We start from the raw sequence: 14542 nt of genomic DNA on the forward strand, positions 1-14542 counted from the left end.
CAACTGCAAACGGGGCTAGCGATGTCCGCCAAGATCAAACGTTCTGTCTATGCCGACATGTTTGGCCCGACCACCGGCGACAAGGTGCGGCTGGCCGACACCGATCTCATCATCGAGGTCGAGAAGGATTTCACGACCTACGGCGAAGAAGTGAAGTTCGGCGGCGGCAAGGTGATCCGCGACGGCATGGGGCAGTCGCAGGTCACCAACAAGCAGGGCGCGGCCGACACGGTCATCACCAATGCGTTGATCGTCGATCACTGGGGCATCGTGAAGGCCGATGTCGCGATCAAGGACGGCATGATTGCGGGCATCGGCAAGGCCGGCAATCCCGACATCCAGCCCGGTGTGACCATCATCATCGGCCCCGGCACCGACGTGATCGCGGGCGAGGGCAAGATTCTCACCGCCGGCGGTTTCGACAGTCACATCCATTTCATCTGCCCGCAGCAGATCGAGCACGCGCTGATGTCGGGCGTCACCTCGATGCTTGGGGGCGGCACGGGCCCGTCGCACGGCACCTTCGCAACGACCTGCACGCCGGGGCCGTGGCATATCGCGCGGATGATCCAGTCGTTCGATGCCTTCCCGGTCAATCTCGGCATTTCCGGCAAGGGCAACGCCTCGCGGCCCGCAGCCCTGGTCGAGATGATCAAGGCCGGCGCCTGCGCCCTGAAGCTGCACGAGGACTGGGGCACCACGCCGGCCGCGATCGACAACTGCCTGTCGGTGGCCGACGATCACGACATCCAGGTGATGATCCACACCGACACGCTGAACGAATCCGGCTTCGTCGAGGACACGATCAAGGCGTTCAAGGGGCGCACCATCCACGCCTTCCATACCGAAGGCGCCGGCGGCGGCCACGCCCCCGATATCATCAAAGTCGCGGGGCTCAAGAACGTGCTGCCGTCCTCGACCAACCCGACGCGGCCGTTTACCCGCAACACCATCGACGAGCATCTGGACATGCTGATGGTGTGCCACCACCTCGATCCTTCGATCGCGGAAGACCTTGCGTTTGCGGAAAGCCGCATCCGCAAGGAGACCATCGCGGCCGAAGACATCCTGCACGATCTCGGCGCGCTCTCGATGATGTCGTCGGACTCGCAAGCCATGGGCCGACTCGGCGAGGTCATCATCCGGACCTGGCAGACCGCCGACAAGATGAAGAAGCAGCGCGGGTCGCTAGCCCAGGACAAGGGCAAGGACAACGACAATTTTCGGGTCAAGCGCTACATCGCCAAGTACACGATCAATCCCGCGATTGCGCACGGCGTCTCCAAGCTGATCGGCTCGGTGGAGAAGGGCAAGCTCGCCGATCTCGTGCTGTGGTCGCCGGCGTTCTTCGGCGTCAAGCCGGACTGCATCGTCAAGGGCGGCATGATCGTGGCCGCGCCGATGGGCGATCCGAACGCGTCGATCCCGACGCCGCAACCGGTGCACTACCAGCCGATGTTCGGTGCCTTCGGCAAGGCGCGCACCGCATCTTCCGTGGTCTTTACCTCGAAGGCGGCGGTCACGGGCGGGCTGGCCCGAAAGCTCGGCATCGACAAGAAGCTCTATGCCGTCCAGAACACCCGCGGCAAGATCTCGAAGAAGAGCATGATCCATAACGATGCCACGCCCAATATCGAGGTCGATCCGGAGACCTATGAGGTGCGCGCGGACGGCGAACTCTTGACCTGCGCGCCTGCCGAGGTGCTGCCGATGGCGCAGCGATATTTCATGTACTGAAATAGCGCCTCAACGCATGTGTCCCAAGAGCATGTCCCAAGAGCACGTGCAGAGAGCACGTCCGGGACGGCTTTTCCGGTGTTGCGTTCGATCCCGCCTGGTCTAATGTCCGGCCCGGTATCTCAACCCAGAAGAAAAGCCGGGAGGATTTCTCGTGATTTACGTCGTTGCCACCTTGACCATCAAGCCCGAAACGCGCGCCGAATTCATTGCAGCCGCCACCGCCTGCATCAAGGAGACGCGGAAAGAGCCCGGCAATATCGCCTATGATTTGCATGAGAGCGTCACCGATCCCAGCAAGATGGTGTTCGTCGAGCAATGGGAGAACGCCGAGGCGTTGGTGCCGCATCGTGGCCAGGAGCACATGAAGACGTTCGGCCGCGTCGCGGTGAAGTGTTTTACGGCACCGCCGAAAATCGAAGTGATCACGCCCGAGAAGGTCGAGACGAGGTAACGGGGTAAAAGCATGATCCGGGCGATTCAGGTCAAGGGGCAACACCGCTTCACGGGAGCGCCAGCGGATACCGTCGTGCTCGATTTCGACGATCGGCACCGGCGCCGGATGGCAATGATGGGGACGCGGGGCCTCGCGTTTCTGCTCGACCTGGAAAACGCCGTCGCCTTGCGCGGCGGCGATGCGCTGGTGCTGGAAGACGGCCGGTTCGTCGAGGTGGTCGCGGCGCCGGAGCCGCTGCTCGAGATCCGCGGCCACGATCCGCACCATCTCATCCGCGTTGCATGGCACCTCGGCAATCGTCATCTGCCGACGCAGCTGATGGCGAAGAGCCTGCGCATCCGCCGCGACCATGTCATTGAAGCCATGGTGAAGGGCCTTGGTGCGCGCGTGATCGAGATCGAGGCGCCGTTCGATCCCGAGGGCGGCGCTTACGCCGATGCCGGCCATGCGCATGGTCACGATGATCATGCGCATCACGATCATGGACATCACGAGCACGGTCACGACCATCATGGTCATGATCACCATGCCCATGATCATGCCGCGCATGACCATGGGCATCACCACGACGAGCATTGCGACCACCCCGACCATCATCACGGCCACAGCCATGCTCATGACCACAAATGAGCTGGCCGGTGCCGGCGACCTCGCCGAGCGCGAGGCGGCGGCGCTGTACCGGCTGATGACGTGGCTGTCGCCGGCGTTCCCCGTCGGCGGCTTTTCCTATTCCAGCGGCATCGAATGGGCGGTCGAAGCGGGCGACATCCTCGACATCGCGACGCTCGCCGACTGGCTCGATGCGATGCTCGGCGATGGCTCCGGCTTTTGCGACGCGACCTTTCTGGTCCATGCCTATCGCGCCACCGAGGTGGGCGATGACGCCGCTTTGCGCGAGATCGCCGAGCTTGCCTGGGCGTTCGTGCCGTCGCGCGAGCGGCAGCTCGAGACCACTTCGCAGGGGCGCGCCTTCATTGAGATCGCGCGCGCCGCGTGGGATGCCGACGGCCTGGATGCCATGGTCGCGGCATGCAGCACTGCACTTGTCTATCCCGTTGCGGTCGGCGTCGTCGCCGCGCTGCATGGCGTGCCGCTGGCGCCGACGCTGCACGCCTTCCTGCACGCGCTGGTCTCGAACTGGATTTCGGCGGCGAGCCGGCTCATTCCGCTCGGCCAGACCGACAGCCAGCGCGTTCTGGTGACGCTGGAAGCCGCCGTTGCCGCGACCGCAAATCGTGCGCTGACTGCGACTTTGGACGATCTCGGCGGCGCAACCTTCCGCGCCGATCTCGCCAGCCTGCGGCACGAGACGCAATACACGCGGCTGTTTCGGTCGTGAGAGCGTTGCTGTTCACCCCGTCGTCCCGGCGAAGGCCGGGACCCATAACCACAAATGTGTGCGGTTATGGAGGAGGGCGGCCACAGTTCGCCTTATCAACTGAGTGCGGTGGCTATGGGTCCCGGCCTTCGCCGGGACGACAGTAAGAGAGCGAGTTACATGTCGAAATCTCACGGCCCCTTGCGTGTCGGCATCGGCGGTCCGGTCGGATCGGGCAAGACCGCGCTGATGGATTTGCTCTGCAAGACCATGCGCGAGCGCTACGACATCGCCGCGATCACCAATGATATCTATACCAAATGGGATGCGGAATTCCTGGTGCGTTCGGGGTCGCTGACGCCGGACCGCATCGCCGGCGTCGAGACCGGCGGCTGCCCGCACACCGCGATCCGCGAGGACGCGTCGATGAATCTGGCCGCGGTCGCGGACATGCGAGCCAAATTTCCCGGGCTCGACCTGGTGCTGATCGAGTCGGGCGGCGACAATCTGGCGGCGACCTTCTCGCCGGAACTGGCCGACCTCACAATCTATGTCATCGATGTTGCCGCGGGCGACAAGATTCCCTCCAAGGGCGGCCCCGGCATCACCCGGTCGGACCTTCTGGTCATCAACAAGATCGACCTCGCACCCCACGTCGGGGCGTCACTTGAAAAGATGGAGACGGATGCCAGGCGCATGCGGGGCGAGCGTCCCTTTGTCATGACCAACCTGAAGAAGAGCGAGGGGCTCGACCGCATCGCCGGCTTCATCGAGGCCAAAGGCGGCTTGCGGCGCACGGCGACATAAGGCGGGCGGCGTCTGCCGTTAACATCTGGGGCAAAACGAAGCCGGGAACTAATTCCGGACACGGTGGTTGATATCCTCCGGTGTCCAAAGCCGGCTTAGGTCGTTTGGGCCAGATGACCGGCCGGGCGCATTAAGCTTTTTGGGCAACCCAAGTTGCGTACAGATGCCTGCTCCTTCATTATCCTCGCCACTGCGGTCCACCCTGTTTCGGCACCTGGCCGTTCGAGCGGCGTTCACATGCTCCGTGTTTATTGCCGACCTCCTGCTTTCGCCTGAGTAGTCGCGTGGTCCGGCTGGGTTTCATCATCGGCTTTATCGCTCTGCTCGGAGCTTTGCTCTCCGGGCTTGCGGCCTATCGCGTCCATGACCAGGAGCTGGCGCTGGACCGGATTGCGCTGGCGCGTGCGATCGACGTGCATGCGAGCCTTGTCCAGGACAGGTCGACCGAACGAGAACTGCTGGCGCGCGTCGCCTCAGGCCTGTTCCGTGCGCCGTCGGTGCTTAAGCCGAACATGCTGCAGCCGCTGCGCTCGGCGATCTACGCCTTCAAGACCGATTTCGTGGTGGCTGGCTGGGTTGCCCGGCTTCGGCCGAACGAGCTACCCGCGGCGCAGGCCGCGATCGCGGCCGCCGGCTTTCCGAACCCGCAGATCCGCAACTACAAGGATGAGCCGATCGATCCGGCAAGCCTCACGCATCCGATCGACGTGCTGATGGACCTCGAACCGCGCAGCGACGAGACCAAGGCGCTGCCTGGCCGCAGCTACGAGCAGGACCAGGTGCGCAGTGCGATGTTGGCACGCGCCAGAGCGGAGAAGCGGTCGGTCGCCTCCGACCCGGTCCCGCTGCTGCGTGACAACGGGCCGATCGGCGTCATCGTGGCGGCGCCGGTGATTCCCGAGGGGGCGACTGAGCCGGCCGGCTTCATCACATTTTCCTACGAACTGGCCTCGCTGATGCTGACCAATGACGACATGTCGTTGTTCTCGGTTGCGCTGAAGGACCCGCGCAAGCAAGGCAGCGAGCTCATCTCCAACGATCAGGGCGTCGTCTCCACGCGCATGACCACGCCCGAGGGAGGAGTACCGTCGGCGACGCGCACCGTGAGCTTCGGTGGCCGCGACTGGCAGCTCGACTATTACGCAAAGAGCAATTCCGCGCGCCGCGCCGAGCAGACCGCGATCATCGTAGCGGCGATCGGCTTCGCGATTACCGCGATGGTGTGCGGCCTGTTCGGCTACGTCGCCTACAACAATCTGCGGCTCAGCCGCGAGATCCAGGTGCGGATCGGCTTCGAGCGGCGGCTGACGGCGGTCATTGACGAGCTCAACCACCGGGTCAAGAACATTCTGGCAGTGATCCAGTCGATCGTGACGCGCACGCTGCGCCACGGCTCGGACATCGACGTCGCGCGCGAGCTCCTGATTGGCCGCATCCACGCGATGTCCAACGTGGTCTCGCTGCTCAGCGAAAGCCAGTGGCAGGGCGTCAAGCTGAAGGGTCTGTTCGAGGCGCGCGCCATCCCGCATGCCGATCGCATCGCCGTCAGCGGCCCGGATATCGCAGTCAGCGCACGCGCCGCGCAGAGCCTGTCGCTGCTGTTCTTCGAGCTTGCCTCGCATTCCGACGAAGGCCTGTCGCTGGTGGGCAAGCACCCGCACATCACCGCGAACTGGACCGTGACGGGCGAGGCGCCCGAGGAGGTGTTCCAGTTCCGCTGGGAGGAGTTCAACACCAGCGAGGCGACGCGCCGCCCGGATTCGGATTTCGGCCTGATCCTGCTTGACCGCGTTGCGCCCGAAGCGCTCGGCGGCGCCGCCAAGCGCTACTTCACCGACGTCTCCTACGTCTACGAGCTGACCGCACCGATGGAGACGGTCGTCGACATGACCGAGCGTGGCCGCACTGAAAAGCTTTCGCAACCGGTGAAGCCGGCGCGGTAGATGCCGTGCGGCTAGCCCTTCGGCCGTAACACCAGATCGACCAGATTCCGCGCGTAGCCAGGCGTGATCGGCGCGATGCCGAAGACGTAGCGATAGAACAGGCTGCCATAGATCGCGTCGTAGAGATCCTCAGGCTGCGCCTCGGCCAGGATGCTGCCGTCGCGTTGGCCAGCGGCGATCATCTCCACCAGCGCGTCGCGGCGGAATTGCAGATAGCGCGCGTAGAACAGCTCCGCCGAGCCGGTCCTGGCGATGCATTCGGATATGACGGCGAGTTGCACCTTGCCGAACTCGCCTTGCAAGGCCTCCGCATAGGCCGCGGCATGGCGACGCGCGCGCGCTACAGCCGTGCCGGTGCTCGCTGCGGGCAGCGGCAGCATCTGCGCGGCGTGATGGAGAAAGGCGTCGATCAACAACGCCTCCCGCGACGGCCACCATTTGTAGATCGTCATTTTGGAAACGTTGGAGTGGCGCGCGACGGCATCGATCGTCGTGGCGGCGAGACCCGTGGTCGCCATCAGCGTGTAGGCGCTTTCGAGGATGGCGTTGCTGCTCTCGACCGAGCGCGGGCGGCCGCGCCTGGGCGCGTTGTCGGCCTCTTCACCCCCGCCTTTCGCCGTCACCACGCCCGGTCTCCTCGCGCCGAAGCCGCCTTCACTCGGCATAGCGCAGCCACGGCTTTCGGCCTAGCGGAATCCAGACGTCCGGAAGCTAGGCTTGCTGTCGCAGAGCGGCCGGCAAATCCTGTCGCTTCGACCACGAGATGTAGTAGGCGACCGTGGCCATCGCCGCGAAGCCGGCCAGACTGACGGCGATCTGCATCATCACCAGATTGGCACCGGTGATCAGGATGAGATGGCCGGCAAAGGACAGGAATACGCCGACGCAGAACACCGCGAGCCATTCCTCGCCGCATCTGATGACCATCTGAAGCGACTTCCATTGCAAAGCGGGGTGATCGGCCCGCACCAGATAGGTAGCGAGGAACGCGAGCGCGAGGAAGTGCACGACGCGGTACGGCGCCAGGTTCTCCTTGTCGGTCGGCGAGATGCCGTTGAGCACGATATCCGGCACGTAGCCGGACAGTGCCGGCGAATGGCGCATCAGCGTCACCGCCATCGCGAACACCAGATAGGCGCCCGCGAGCACGCGCAGCCAGGACTTGCTGTGTAGCCGGCGGCCGGATGCGCCGGTCACGGCGAACCAGCCGCCCAGCACCATCAGCAACTGCCAGCAGAATGGATTGAACGTCCACTCCTGGTCCGGATAGCCTCGAAAATTCCAATCGAACCAGCGCGCCGCAAAATACAATGCGATGGATAGCGCCAGCGTGATGTTCGGCCGCCGCAACAACCCCCACAGCGCCAGCGGAAGCAGCGCCATCAGCGGGATCATCAGTTGCAGGAGATCGAGGTTCAGCGGCTCTTCCTGGAGTATCAGTCCGCGTATCAGGATGCGGAGCGGATGCTCGAGTATCCCGGAGATGTTGTACTCGTTGATGATCTCGGGTGCCATCGACTGCGAGGCAACATAGGCGATGGTGTCGATGTAGATCACGAACAGAACGACATAGGCGGCGTAGAGCCGCCACACACGCTGGAAGATCCGGGTCGCCGCGACGATGTAGCCGCGCTCCAGCGCCATCCTGCCATGAATGATGGCCATGCCGTAGCCGGCCACGAAGACGAACAGATCAGCGGCGCCGCTGAAACCGAAATTGCGCAATGTCAGCAGGTTGACGACGTTATTCGGGATGTGGTCGACGAAGACTGACCAGTTGGCGATGCCGAGGGTCAAATAGAGCCTGACGTCGGAATTGTAGGCGGCAAGGTTCGCCTTGACGGACGATTTCATCGCGGAAAATAACTTCTGGAATCACGGGCGATGCTTTTAGCGGCATCGGCCTGCCTATCCGAGTAGCGTTTGCGTGACTGGGGGCGATTGATGAAAAATTGCGCAAAGCCCGGTCGTCGAATGCCCGTGAGCCTGCTGGTGCCGCCGGCGACGCAACTTCCTTAATGCGGTCTCATCGCTACTCGGCCGGCTCGGCCGACGCCTCATCCGGCGCGCCGGCGCGGCTTGCCATGATTCCGAGCGCGACGCCGCCGATCGCCAGGATCGGCAACAGCCGCTTGACGCCGATGGCGCGGACAATTTGCAAGCCCGTGGCGAGCAGCATGGGATCGGCGAGCATGCTCGAGGCCGCCGATTTCGAGGCGCGCTCGGCGGCCATGTGGGCTTCGTTGCGAAGCTGCCGCTTGTAGGCCCAATAGCTCACGGCCGCGGTCAGGGTGAGGAGAAAGAAAACGCCGGCGCCCGCGAGGCAGGCTTGCACCGGACCATATTTTTCCAGCACCGCGATAAAGGCGGCTGCGCAGAGGAAGCATGTCGTGATGAATAGCGCGAGCGCCGCGCCCGCGGCAAGCGAGGTCAGCCGGACCGTTGTCCCCGTCGCTGCGCTGATGCCGTCGATAATGCGCTGAAACATGGCCTCGCTCCTCAAATCCCCCACGAGCTGAATACCGGCGGCGCGACAGCGCCGCCGCCGCTTCAAGCTCTGCGCGCCCTACCGGCGCCAGGCGGCCCCGATGAGGAAGCCGATGCCGAGTGCGATGCCGACCGTTGCGAGCGGTCGCTGGGTGATCGCGTCTTCCAGCGTCTCCTCGATCGAACCGTACGCATCCTGCGCAGCGCCCATCATGGCGCCGCCGCGCTCCGAAATGTCGTCGAGCGTCGAGTCCATGTTTTCGCGCGCCTGATTGTAACCACGCCGGGCCTGCTTGCCCGTCGCGTTGGCAAACGTGTTGAGCGCGTCGGTGATCTGGTCGGTGAGGGCGGCAATATCGTTTTTCACGGCTGCTACATCCTTATCGAGGCGTTCTGCGGTGGCTTTGTCAGTCCAGTCTCTCATCCTGGCTTCGCTGTCGGCTGTTGACATCGGGAGCTCCGAACTGTTGGCGGCGAGATGGGCAGAAAACGTTTCGCGGTCACGGAAGTTCCGAGTTCGAAACCCTCATCCCGGCGGCAACTGCGGCGAATCCGCCGGCAGGAGATGCTCCTTCAGGATCAGCGCGACGATCAGGAGCGGCGACGACAGAAAGGCGCCCATCGGACCCCATAGCCAGGTCCAGAATGCCAGCGCCAGCAGCACGGCAAGCGCATTGAGCGCGAGTCGCCGGCCGATGATGGTCGGCGTGACGAAATGTCCCTCCAGGAAAGTGATGCCGCCAAACGCGAGCGCCGCCATCAGGCCGCCGCCGATGGTCGGGAACGTGACCAGCCCCACCACGACCAGAATGGCGAACATCGCGACCGGACCGATGATCGGGATGAAATTGAGGGTTGCCGCGAGCGCGCCGAGCCCGGCCGGATTGGGCATGCCGGTCAGCGCGCAAACGGTCCCCGCGGCGACGCCTACGCCGACATTGATGAGGGTGACAGTCAGGAGGTAGTTGCCGAGATGGACCTCGATCTCGTTGAGGATCCGCAGCGTACGCAGCCGCGCGTCGTGATCGCTGAACGTCATGATCATCGCCCGCCGCAAATCGCGCCAGCTCGCGATGAACAGGATCAGGGTGACGAAGAACAGCAGGAACTCGGTAAAGGTAGGCGACAGGAATTCCAGCGTCGGCTGGACCCATTCGAATTTCGGCATCTGGAAGCTCGGCAGTCCATCCGAGCCGCCGACCATCATCTGCAGCTCGCGCCACAGTGCCAGAGGCCGGTCAAACACGTGCAGCTTGTCCTTCAGCTGAGCTCCGAGTTCGGGCAGGCGCGAACTCCATTCCATCACCGGCGAGGCGATCAGCGCGACGACGAAGCCGACCACGGCGGTCCCGGCGACAACGATCAGCACGGCGGCGAGCCCGCGCGGGACTTTCTGCTTTTCCAGAAAGCTGGCCGCCGGCGACAGCATCGTGCCGGTAACGAAAGCCATCACCACAGGGAGGAAGAACGCCTTTCCGACATAGAGCACCGCGACCACGGCGATGAGCAGCAGCCCGGCCAGCGCGAACGCGACGAATTCGGTGCGGCGGATCACCGGCGGAAGTTCGCCCTGGCTCTCGCGAAGCGGAGTGCCCTCGCTGCCGCCGGGACTGAGACGTTCACTGGGAACGACGCGCACAACACTTCTCCGGCACGGAAACGCGGTCCGCGCGCCCATCGACCACTAGGAAACGTACGACCACGCCGCCGGTTCCGTCGCGGCTTCGTGAAGGTCGCGGCTTCGTGAAGAGAGGCTCGCTTGACTGTGACGCGGCTGCCGCGGCACTCGGCGGAACTTGTACCGGCTAGGCCGCGTTTGTTGCCCAGCGCATCACCCTGATGCAGGCATCCAACGGGGCAGCACATGACAAAGTTCTCTGCACTCCGACGCCGCTTCTCGCCGCGCCGCATCTCCGCTTTCGCCTTCGCAACCACTTTGCTGGCCGTGCCTTGCGGCGCCGCAAGCGCGCAGACCCTGGGCTACATGCCGCTTCAGCCCCAAACCTATCCGCAGGATCAAACTTATTCGCAGGGTTACATCACCCAGGAGTCGCAGGCGCCCGACGAAGACGCCGCGCTGCCTGATCGCCTGCGCAGGCAAATCGTCAGCTTCGACCGGAGCGAGCCGGCCGGCACCATCGTCATCGATACCGGCAATACCTATCTCTACTACGTGCTCGGCAACGGGCGGGCCATCCGTTACGGCGTTGGTGTCGGCCGCGAGGGCTTCACCTGGTCGGGCGTGCAGAGCATCAGCCGCAAGGCGGAATGGCCGGATTGGCATCCCCCCGCCGAGATGATCGCGCGCCAGCCCTATCTGCCGCGCTTCGTCGCCGGTGGTCCCGGCAATCCGCTCGGTGCCCGCGCGATGTATCTCGGCTCCAGCGAATACCGCATCCACGGCACCAACGATCCCACCACCATCGGCAAGTTCGTTTCGTCCGGCTGCATCCGCATGACCAACGAGGACGTCACCGATCTGTTCAGCCGGGTCAATATCGGCGCCAAGGTCGTGGTGCTTCCGAAGAACGCGCCAGTGATGGCAAAAGGCGGCGATCCCGCGCGCAAACGGCCCGCGCCGACGACGCTGCCCTCTGGCCGCCAGGCGCTGAATATCCCGACATCGTCGGTGGACTGAAGAGCGAGGTCACATGTCTGGACGTTCGATCAGTAAACTGGCCGGCGGTACGGCGGCGTTCCTCACGATCGCTTCCCTCGGCCTCGCGCTGGTGCCCCCCGTGCATGCGGAGGACTTCTTCTCGGCGCTGTTCGGCGGTTTCCGCATGCGGCCGCCGCCGGAGATCCGGATGCCGTTCCCGAACGACGACATGCCGCGCTATGACGCGCCACGCCAGCGCGCGGCCTATGGCGGCGGCACGGCCTATTGCGTGCGCGGCTGCGACGGACGTTATTTCCCGGCGCAGGGCAACGATGCCGAAAGCAAGGCGCAATCCTGCAAGAGTTTCTGCCCGGCCTCGGAAACTTCGTTGGTCTATGGCAGCAATATCGACGAGGCCACGACCCAGGCCGGAAAATCCTATTCCGACCTGCCAAACGCGTTCCGTTATCGCAACGAGATCGTCGCCGGCTGCACCTGCAACGGCAAGGATTCGGCCGGGCTGGCGCCGGTCAACGCCGCGGACGATCCGACCTTGCGCAAGGGCGACATCGTCGCGGGCAGCGACGGTCTGGTCGTCGCCAACCGCAATGCCAGCGACCGTCGCGGCGTCGCGATGAACTTCTCGCCGCTGCCGGAATCGATGCGGGCCAAGTTCCGCCAAGTGCCGGTGGTGGCGAAGGAGTAGGAGATTTCGCCAGGACGGACGACGCTAAAGACGGACGGCGCTAAAAGCGTCGCGCCCGCGCCCTACGCCGCACGGATCTTTCCGAGGAAGTCGCTGACCTCTTGGCCGAGCTGGCGGCTCTGGGTCTCCAGCGTCTCGGAGGCGTGCTTGACGTTCTCCGCAGCGCCCGCCGCGGTGTCCGCGTCGGCCTTCACGCCGGTGATGTTGTCGGAGACGTTCCGGGTGCCCTGCGCGGCGTACTGCGTGCTGCGCGTGATCTCCTGTGTGGCAGCACCTTGCTCCTGGACGGCGGCGGCGATCGCAGTGGCGACTTCGTTGACCTCGCCGATGATGCCGCCGATCGCCTGGATCGCATTGATGGCCTCGCCGGCAACTTTCTGGATGTCGGCGATCTGCTCGGAGATGTCTTCGGTCGCCTTTGCGGTCTGGCTTGCCAGCGACTTCACCTCGGAGGCGACCACGGCAAAGCCGCGGCCGGCCTCGCCGGCGCGCGCGGCCTCGATCGTGGCGTTGAGCGCCAGCAGATTGGTCTGCTGTGCGATGGTGTTGATCAGGCCGACCACCTCGCCGATGCGGCCTGCGGATTGCGCCAGCCCCTGCACGGTACCGTCGGTCTCGCGCGCCTGGTTGACGGCGCGGCTGGCAATGCCGGCGGCATGCGCGGCCTGCTGGCTGATGTCGTTGATCGAGGCACTCAGCTCCTCGGCGGCGGCCGCGACGCTGTCGACGCTGGTGGAGGCGTCATGGGACGCCTTGCCCGCGACCTCGACGCGTTCATTGGTCTGCCGCGACACCGCGGACAGATCGCCCGAGGTCTTGCGCATCTCGCCGGAGGCGTCGCTCAATTCGCCCAGAGACTTGCGCACGACGCCCTCGAACTCGCCGACATAAGTCTCCATCGCACGCTGCCGCGCCGCGGCCCCCGCATTGCGCTCGCGCTCCTGCTCCTCGATCTTGAGCTTGTCGATCGCCTGCTGTTTGAAGGTCTCCAGCGCGCCGGCGAGTGCGCCGATCTCGTCATGGCGGTCGAGATAGCCGCTGTCGACGCCGAGATCGCCGCCTGCGACCTTGAGCATGGCATCGCGGATCCGGTGCAGCGGCGTGATCACGCGACGGCTGACCGCCAGCATGGCGGCTCCTGTCAATACCGTCGCGGCGATGAGCAGCGCCATCTGGAAGATCAGCGATTGCACCGCACTCGCGCGCTGCTCGGCGGCATGATCCTTGGCGACTTGCAGGGCGGTATCGGCGAGCTTGACCACAATCGCCATGCGGCCGACCGAGAAGGGGCTCCACTGATTAGCCGTCATCGACGGCTTCTCGCCCTTGGCGATCGTCGCGATGATGCCGTCGCGCGTCGTTGTGTATTGCGGGTCGAAATAGACCGACTTGGTCTCGCCCATGGCGGCGGAGAGCGCCGGGGGCAAATGCATGCCGGTGGCGGCAAGCTCGATCGCACTCCAGGCGGCGTCGGTGGCGCCGACGAATCTGGTGAAAGCTGCCTGGGTCGCGGGCGTGATCTTGCCGCTGGCGAGCGTATTGCCGACGATGAGAGAGGATTCGCCGGCGTTCTGGCGCAGCAGCCAGGCCATCTGCTTGATCATGAGGAGCTGGTCGATCGTTGCATCCTGGTGGTTGACGCTGGCCGCCAGCACCGGCGACAGCTGTTCGAGGATGGCCATCAGCCTGTCCTCGCTATCGAGATATTCCGTGGCGAGCGCCGTGCGGCGCGAGGCTTTTGGCCTGGCGACTTCGGTCCAGAACTCCGCCTGCTGCGCCAACAGCGCCTTGTTGAACCGGGTGAGATCCGCCACGATCGAATCGCGCTGCGGGATATCGATCGAGGGCAGGAGATCGATGGCGCGCGCGAGCGCCGGCATCAGCTCGTCACGAATGCCGCGAATGTATTTTTCGATGTCGGGATCGACCCTGATGTCACCAGTCAATTGCCGGTTGGTGGTCGAGCGGTCGGCCCGGATGTTGGCCATCGTCTTGAAGACATCGGCGGAGGCGGCAGAGACCGCGACGATCCGGTTGGCCTGTTGCAACCGCCTCCAAGAGCTCCATGCGCCGATCGTGAAGTCGATGACGACGACGAGGGCGGTGGACAGGATCACCGCCTTGAGCAGCGTGGATACGGTCAAACGATTGAGCATCGGACACCTGCGTTTCGAAGTTCGTGCCCCCCGACCGGCAGCCCCCACGAACTTCGAAACCGAAGGGATGCACGCACGAACGCGCATGCCTCCGGCAAGCGCCCGAGACGCATTTGGACCGAAAAGGGTAAAAATTTAGACAGTGAAACTGCCATAAAACGAGGGGGCGGCTGCCGGCAGTCTGTCAATCTGACAGTCGTCGCGGCCTTCGCCGGGACGACACCGAGGGGTGCGGCCGGCGATGTTCGTATGAGCCGCCCTACGCCGCACGGATCTTTCCGAGGAAGTCGCTGACCTCTTGGCCGAGCTGGCGGCTCTGGGTCTCCAGCGTC

14 protein-coding genes are annotated in these 14542 nt (G+C 64.4%); 8 read left to right on the forward strand and 6 right to left on the reverse strand.

Going from position 1 to position 14542, the window contains the following annotated elements; genetic code table 11:
* Positions 1-21 precede the first annotated feature (21 nt).
* From ureC to AC0L2O_RS13580, 6 genes are all read left to right on the forward strand, one after another.
* Positions 22-1737, forward strand: a complete 1716-nt coding sequence (gene ureC, locus AC0L2O_RS13555; protein ID WP_369719395.1) for an urease subunit alpha — start codon at positions 22-24, stop codon at positions 1735-1737.
* 154 nt (positions 1738-1891) lie between these two features.
* Positions 1892-2191 (forward strand): putative quinol monooxygenase, encoded by a 300-nt coding sequence (locus AC0L2O_RS13560; protein WP_027530199.1) that lies wholly within the window; start codon positions 1892-1894, stop codon positions 2189-2191.
* 12 nt (positions 2192-2203) lie between these two features.
* A complete protein-coding gene (locus AC0L2O_RS13565; RefSeq protein ID WP_473370062.1) occupies positions 2204-2824 on the forward strand; it encodes an urease accessory protein UreE in 621 nt (206 codons plus the stop codon).
* On the forward strand, positions 2805-3533 hold the full coding sequence (locus AC0L2O_RS13570) for an urease accessory protein UreF (protein WP_473370074.1): 729 nt from the start codon (positions 2805-2807) through the stop codon (positions 3531-3533). The genes AC0L2O_RS13565 and AC0L2O_RS13570 overlap by 20 nt, the downstream gene beginning before the upstream one ends.
* A 159-nt stretch (positions 3534-3692) precedes the next feature.
* Positions 3693-4319 (forward strand): urease accessory protein UreG, encoded by a 627-nt coding sequence (gene ureG / locus AC0L2O_RS13575; RefSeq protein ID WP_369719392.1) that lies wholly within the window; start codon positions 3693-3695, stop codon positions 4317-4319.
* Positions 4320-4603: 284 nt separating this feature from the next.
* The gene (locus AC0L2O_RS13580) at positions 4604-6262 is read left to right on the forward strand and encodes a CHASE domain-containing protein (RefSeq protein ID WP_369719391.1); all 1659 of its coding nucleotides are present in this window, start codon (positions 4604-4606) and stop codon (positions 6260-6262) included.
* A gap of 11 nt (positions 6263-6273) precedes the next feature.
* Here the strand turns inward: AC0L2O_RS13580 and AC0L2O_RS13585 are convergent, their stop codons facing one another.
* From AC0L2O_RS13585 to AC0L2O_RS13605, 5 genes are all read right to left on the reverse strand, one after another.
* Positions 6274-6927 carry a TetR/AcrR family transcriptional regulator gene (locus AC0L2O_RS13585; RefSeq protein WP_473370063.1) on the reverse strand — a complete coding sequence of 218 codons (654 nt, stop codon included), beginning with the start codon at positions 6925-6927 and terminating at the stop codon, positions 6274-6276.
* Positions 6928-6973: 46 nt separating this feature from the next.
* On the reverse strand, positions 6974-8116 hold the full coding sequence (locus tag AC0L2O_RS13590; protein WP_473370064.1) for an OpgC domain-containing protein: 1143 nt from the start codon (positions 8114-8116) through the stop codon (positions 6974-6976).
* Positions 8117-8294: 178 nt separating this feature from the next.
* Entirely contained in the window at positions 8295-8750 is a 456-nt protein-coding gene (locus AC0L2O_RS13595) for a hypothetical protein (RefSeq protein ID WP_473370065.1), read from the reverse strand.
* Positions 8751-8828: 78 nt separating this feature from the next.
* Positions 8829-9200 carry an ElaB/YgaM/YqjD family protein gene (locus AC0L2O_RS13600; RefSeq protein WP_473370066.1) on the reverse strand — a complete coding sequence of 124 codons (372 nt, stop codon included), beginning with the start codon at positions 9198-9200 and terminating at the stop codon, positions 8829-8831.
* 75 nt (positions 9201-9275) lie between these two features.
* Positions 9276-10388: an AI-2E family transporter gene (locus AC0L2O_RS13605; protein ID WP_409190715.1), complete on the reverse strand. Its 1113-nt coding sequence runs from the start codon at positions 10386-10388 to the stop codon at positions 9276-9278.
* 225 nt (positions 10389-10613) lie between these two features.
* Between AC0L2O_RS13605 and AC0L2O_RS13610 the strand changes: the two genes are divergently transcribed.
* Both AC0L2O_RS13610 and AC0L2O_RS13615 read left to right on the forward strand, forming a co-directional pair.
* Positions 10614-11387 (forward strand): L,D-transpeptidase, encoded by a 774-nt coding sequence (locus AC0L2O_RS13610; RefSeq protein ID WP_473370067.1) that lies wholly within the window; start codon positions 10614-10616, stop codon positions 11385-11387.
* A 13-nt stretch (positions 11388-11400) separates the two neighbouring features.
* The gene (locus tag AC0L2O_RS13615; protein WP_369726464.1) at positions 11401-12054 is read left to right on the forward strand and encodes a DUF2865 domain-containing protein; all 654 of its coding nucleotides are present in this window, start codon (positions 11401-11403) and stop codon (positions 12052-12054) included.
* 62 nt (positions 12055-12116) lie between these two features.
* Here the strand turns inward: AC0L2O_RS13615 and AC0L2O_RS13620 are convergent, their stop codons facing one another.
* Positions 12117-14210 (reverse strand): methyl-accepting chemotaxis protein, encoded by a 2094-nt coding sequence (locus AC0L2O_RS13620; protein ID WP_473370068.1) that lies wholly within the window; start codon positions 14208-14210, stop codon positions 12117-12119.
* Positions 14211-14542 lie beyond the last annotated feature (332 nt).

This window comes from Bradyrhizobium sp. Kon10, assembly GCF_055807395.1.

Excerpts from the sequence above, each read along its gene's own strand:
- ureC (WP_369719395.1), top strand. The coding sequence starts at position 22 with ATGTCCGCCAAGATCAAACGTTCTGTCTATGCCGACATGTTTGGCCCG.
- AC0L2O_RS13565 (WP_473370062.1), top strand. The coding sequence starts at position 2,204 with ATGATCCGGGCGATTCAGGTCAAGGGGCAACACCGCTTCACGGGAGCG.
- AC0L2O_RS13570 (WP_473370074.1), top strand. The coding sequence starts at position 2,805 with ATGCTCATGACCACAAATGAGCTGGCCGGTGCCGGCGACCTCGCCGAG.
- ureG (WP_369719392.1), top strand. The coding sequence starts at position 3,693 with ATGTCGAAATCTCACGGCCCCTTGCGTGTCGGCATCGGCGGTCCGGTC.
- AC0L2O_RS13585 (WP_473370063.1), bottom strand. The coding sequence starts at position 6,927 with ATGCCGAGTGAAGGCGGCTTCGGCGCGAGGAGACCGGGCGTGGTGACG.
- AC0L2O_RS13590 (WP_473370064.1), bottom strand. The coding sequence starts at position 8,116 with ATGAAATCGTCCGTCAAGGCGAACCTTGCCGCCTACAATTCCGACGTC.
- AC0L2O_RS13595 (WP_473370065.1), bottom strand. The coding sequence starts at position 8,750 with ATGTTTCAGCGCATTATCGACGGCATCAGCGCAGCGACGGGGACAACG.
- AC0L2O_RS13600 (WP_473370066.1), bottom strand. The coding sequence starts at position 9,200 with ATGTCAACAGCCGACAGCGAAGCCAGGATGAGAGACTGGACTGACAAA.
- AC0L2O_RS13610 (WP_473370067.1), top strand. The coding sequence starts at position 10,614 with ATGACAAAGTTCTCTGCACTCCGACGCCGCTTCTCGCCGCGCCGCATC.
- AC0L2O_RS13615 (WP_369726464.1), top strand. The coding sequence starts at position 11,401 with ATGTCTGGACGTTCGATCAGTAAACTGGCCGGCGGTACGGCGGCGTTC.
- AC0L2O_RS13620 (WP_473370068.1), bottom strand. The coding sequence starts at position 14,210 with ATGCTCAATCGTTTGACCGTATCCACGCTGCTCAAGGCGGTGATCCTG.